Origin of the sequence: Methylobacterium isbiliense (assembly GCF_022179325.1) — a bacterium.
Classification (GTDB): domain Bacteria; phylum Pseudomonadota; class Alphaproteobacteria; order Rhizobiales; family Beijerinckiaceae; genus Methylobacterium; species Methylobacterium isbiliense.
This window is the reverse complement of the sequence record NZ_BPQQ01000165.1, coordinates 1-3442: the sequence shown is the minus strand read 5'-3', so window position 1 is coordinate 3442 and position 3442 is coordinate 1. Positions and strand designations below refer to the sequence as shown.

At 53.1% G+C, this 3442-nt stretch carries 1 protein-coding gene; it reads right to left on the bottom strand.

The window, feature by feature from the left end; translation table 11 throughout:
• Positions 1–162: 162 nt before the first annotated feature.
• On the bottom strand, positions 163–3015 hold the full coding sequence (locus tag MFF61_RS34165; protein WP_238228584.1) for a hypothetical protein: 2853 nt from the start codon (positions 3013–3015) through the stop codon (positions 163–165).
• Positions 3016–3442 lie beyond the last annotated feature (427 nt).

Below are 3442 nucleotides of genomic sequence, written 5' to 3'. Positions count from 1 at the left end.
TTTTGTTACTATTCAGGGGTTACTGGCCCTTTGAACTAATGTTTTTGTATTTTGCGTTTTGTTACTATTCAGGGGTTAGGTAGCCCTTTGATCTACTTGATTATTTATATGCTTTATTAAAACTATGATGCTTATATATATACATTATGTCAAGCCTCCCGGTTAGCGGCGCATAGTCACACACGTCACCAGTATAAGTACTGCCACAGCGGCGAGTGTTAGCCCGCCGAATCCGCCAGCTACCCGCTGCACCCATGTCATTGCCGTGCCAGACATGTCAGGAAAAACTTGGTTGTTATGGCTCGCCCCATAAGGGACGATGTGATCCTTCGGCGGCTCACACGCTGCCATGCATGTCGTTTTGGCACTGCACACAGATACCTTGAATGCCGGGGATGCTGATGCTGTAGAGAAATGCAGGGTTATCTTGCCATCTGTTTTGATGTCCACAGCTGCCTCCTGTATGGTGGCTACGTTCGAATGAGAATGGACAGCACATTTTCCGGGTTTGTCGGTTTTGAAAGTCAGAGTCGCAATCCCGCCGAAGTCCGATGAGTGCGTGCAGACCGCCACTTGGCACTCCAGGTTTGTGACGGCAGGTGCATCAATCACGCGCGTAAACGCGGAGTCCGGGATGTCCATGGAGACTGGGATGTTGCCAACGGCGCAATTTTCTGCTCTAACTGGGTTGGTCTTGATTACGCATCCAAAGGGAGCCTTGTCATTCAGCGACGTGCCTCTCTCTTTTATCCAGTACTTAAAGCCAGAAGGGGTCTGTGTGTAAGGCACGTGAACAGTACCGGACGAAGGTCTTGACAACTTGAGGGCGGTGTTGGCATACAGGTCCTTGCTCTCTACCGTCCTGCTCTGGATGTCTCCAAACCTTCCTGGTTGTCCTGACCCGTAGGGTGGGAAGTCCAGGTTGTAGACGTCGTTCTTATAGACGACAATCTTGTTGTCGAAAGGCGTCCAGGCAGTGGAGATTGGACCAAAAGTAAACCTGCTGCCTCCGACGGTCACTGTGTGCTCCCCGTTGACGAACGCCGTTGTTGTCTGATTGAGGTTCCCGTAGCTTATTCGGATGGTGGCTTTCATTGCCGCAGTATGCGCCTTGTAGGCCGCGGCATGGTCGTGCTTGCATACGTCCGATCTGTCAACGTATGCTTCACTCAGCTGGGTGTTCTCAGTGTCGCAGAAGCAGTATGCGCCGCCCCACATAAATGGGTACACTCCTGTGTAGACCTGGCATTGATAGTCGGGGCGCTCCATGGATCTGCATTCTGATGTCCCGCAGCACTTGATATAAGGTGACGGCACGACTGTCTTGTATTCACAGGTTATGTACTCTAAGTTTAGTGTGGGTTCCAAGCTGGTTCCAAGTACCTCAAGCTGTAGGGTCATCGGGGAGAAGCCGTTCCTCTCAATGTGAGCCTTATACGGGAATCCCACCACATTCGGGATCGTTGCGGTGTGTTCGTAAGATTTTACGACGGGAGTTCCCAGGCTCACCAACACTAAAAAAGATAGCGGTTTGCAGCAGCAAAGCAGGTTCTTCAGGCAGCATACAAGTATGATTATGGCAGCGAGCGGCGTTGCAAGCTCCAGCCAAAACAGGGTTTGATTCTCATCCCATAGATACGCCATAGATTCCGCAAACGACGCGGCATGCGCTCGTGGTGCGCAGCATAGTACTCCTAGTGTTACCGGGACGACGGCTCCGGGGGTCAGGGCGTATGGGGTCAGGCACTTGCGGCGTGCAGTGGCGAACATGTAACATGACGCCAGCAGCGATAGTACGACTGCGAGACACGCGGCTGAGACAGCGACGATGGTGGCTGCTGGGTATAGCCCATAGTAATAGAGTATGATCTCGTGCGGCCACCCATGGGGTTTGCCTTCAGTTGTCAGCTGGGCCCACAAGCGCACGGGTGGGTTGTTTCCCCATCTGTACTCTATCCCATCTTCGGTCACCGGTATGGTCCGTTCGACGTATCGGTCTATCCACTCCTCATACGGACGCGGATCTGCTCCTAGACTCCGGTACGTCAACAGCGTGGGATGATCTGGATGCAGTTTCACTGTCAGTTCTCTCTTTCCGTATGTGACACCTGGTGCACGTGCAAGGGGCACCCTGCATGTGGAGTTGGTCAGAGGGAAGGGTACGTGCACTTTACCTTTGCGAGACAACTGGTCGGCTCTAGGGACAAACGAGGAGGTGTACTGCCACTTATCGTGGTTAGTCACCGCAGCGTGGCACTGTGCTATTTTGCACGAATTGATAGTCTTGTCGCTACTGGTGGTGCCCACGTTGCCACTACCACACGTGCAGTTGTATCTGATGGTTTTTCCTCCTGCTGTGATCTTTACGTTACCTGACCGCTGCGACAGCAACGTTATGTCTGGGATATCCGGTGGGGTATGCATGTAGATCTCTTCCTCCGTCGGTGCGGTAGTCAGCTGGTACGTTGTGCATGGCACTTCGATACCGAAGTGGGGCCTGACGGTGAATTTTTCTCTGCCTACTGGGGCCGGAGCGTGTTTGTACTGCACTTTGCAGGCCTGTGTGTGCGATTCTGCATCTTGGAACTGGACCTTTAGTTCGCCCCCTGGAGGGCAGTAGGCCACGATGAAGTGGCCCATCGTGCCTCGAATAGCGCACACACCGGAAGTATGCACTTGTAAAGAATCCCGGTTTGCCTCTTTCATGTCATGCCCGGCGATGTACCTGATTTTGCTGTGTTCGTGTGTTCCTCCTTTGTTGATGCCAATTTGCGCTGCGACCTGGATCTTTATCATGCCATCGGAAGCCTCATCCCTAATTTTTTCTATAGCCACCGGGCTGTAACAGAACTGCCCGTCTCCGCAGTCCGCGCAATACGCTAGGTACGGTTTCGTGGCCTTGTAGACATTGAAGTGGTCCGTCACACTGCGACGGTGGCGTGCACTGTTGTTACACGTCATCGTGGCCTCGAGCAGGTCGTAGTAGCCCGGGCGGTCCACGTTGTCCTCCAACATCCTCAGTGTCTGTTCTGGTTGTTTTTCATAGCAACAGGGTGCACATGCGGGCTCTGAGCATGGGAATGTAACGTTGGCTAAGACGCACATCATCAAGGCGGCGGACCATTCTTCTGTTCCTTCTGGGGTGTACCGTGTGACCATGTCTTTGGTCCAGGTCACGACAGATAGGGCAGTCCTGGCTCCTTCGTTGGCCCCTCCCAGGACAATGGCCACCACACGTCCTTTGTTGTCGAAGATCGGCCGGCCGCTGTCTCCTGGTTTACCTGCGCCTGTCGGGATTGTGAACCTGCCACCGCTGTACTGCACTGCACCGTGATGCCAATTGTAGTGCCCTTCTGGTTTTTCATGGGTGTATTTTGAAGCATCTGACTTCATGTGCACCGGTATCTGGGCGCACTCTAGGTCATACTTGCTCGATTTCTTG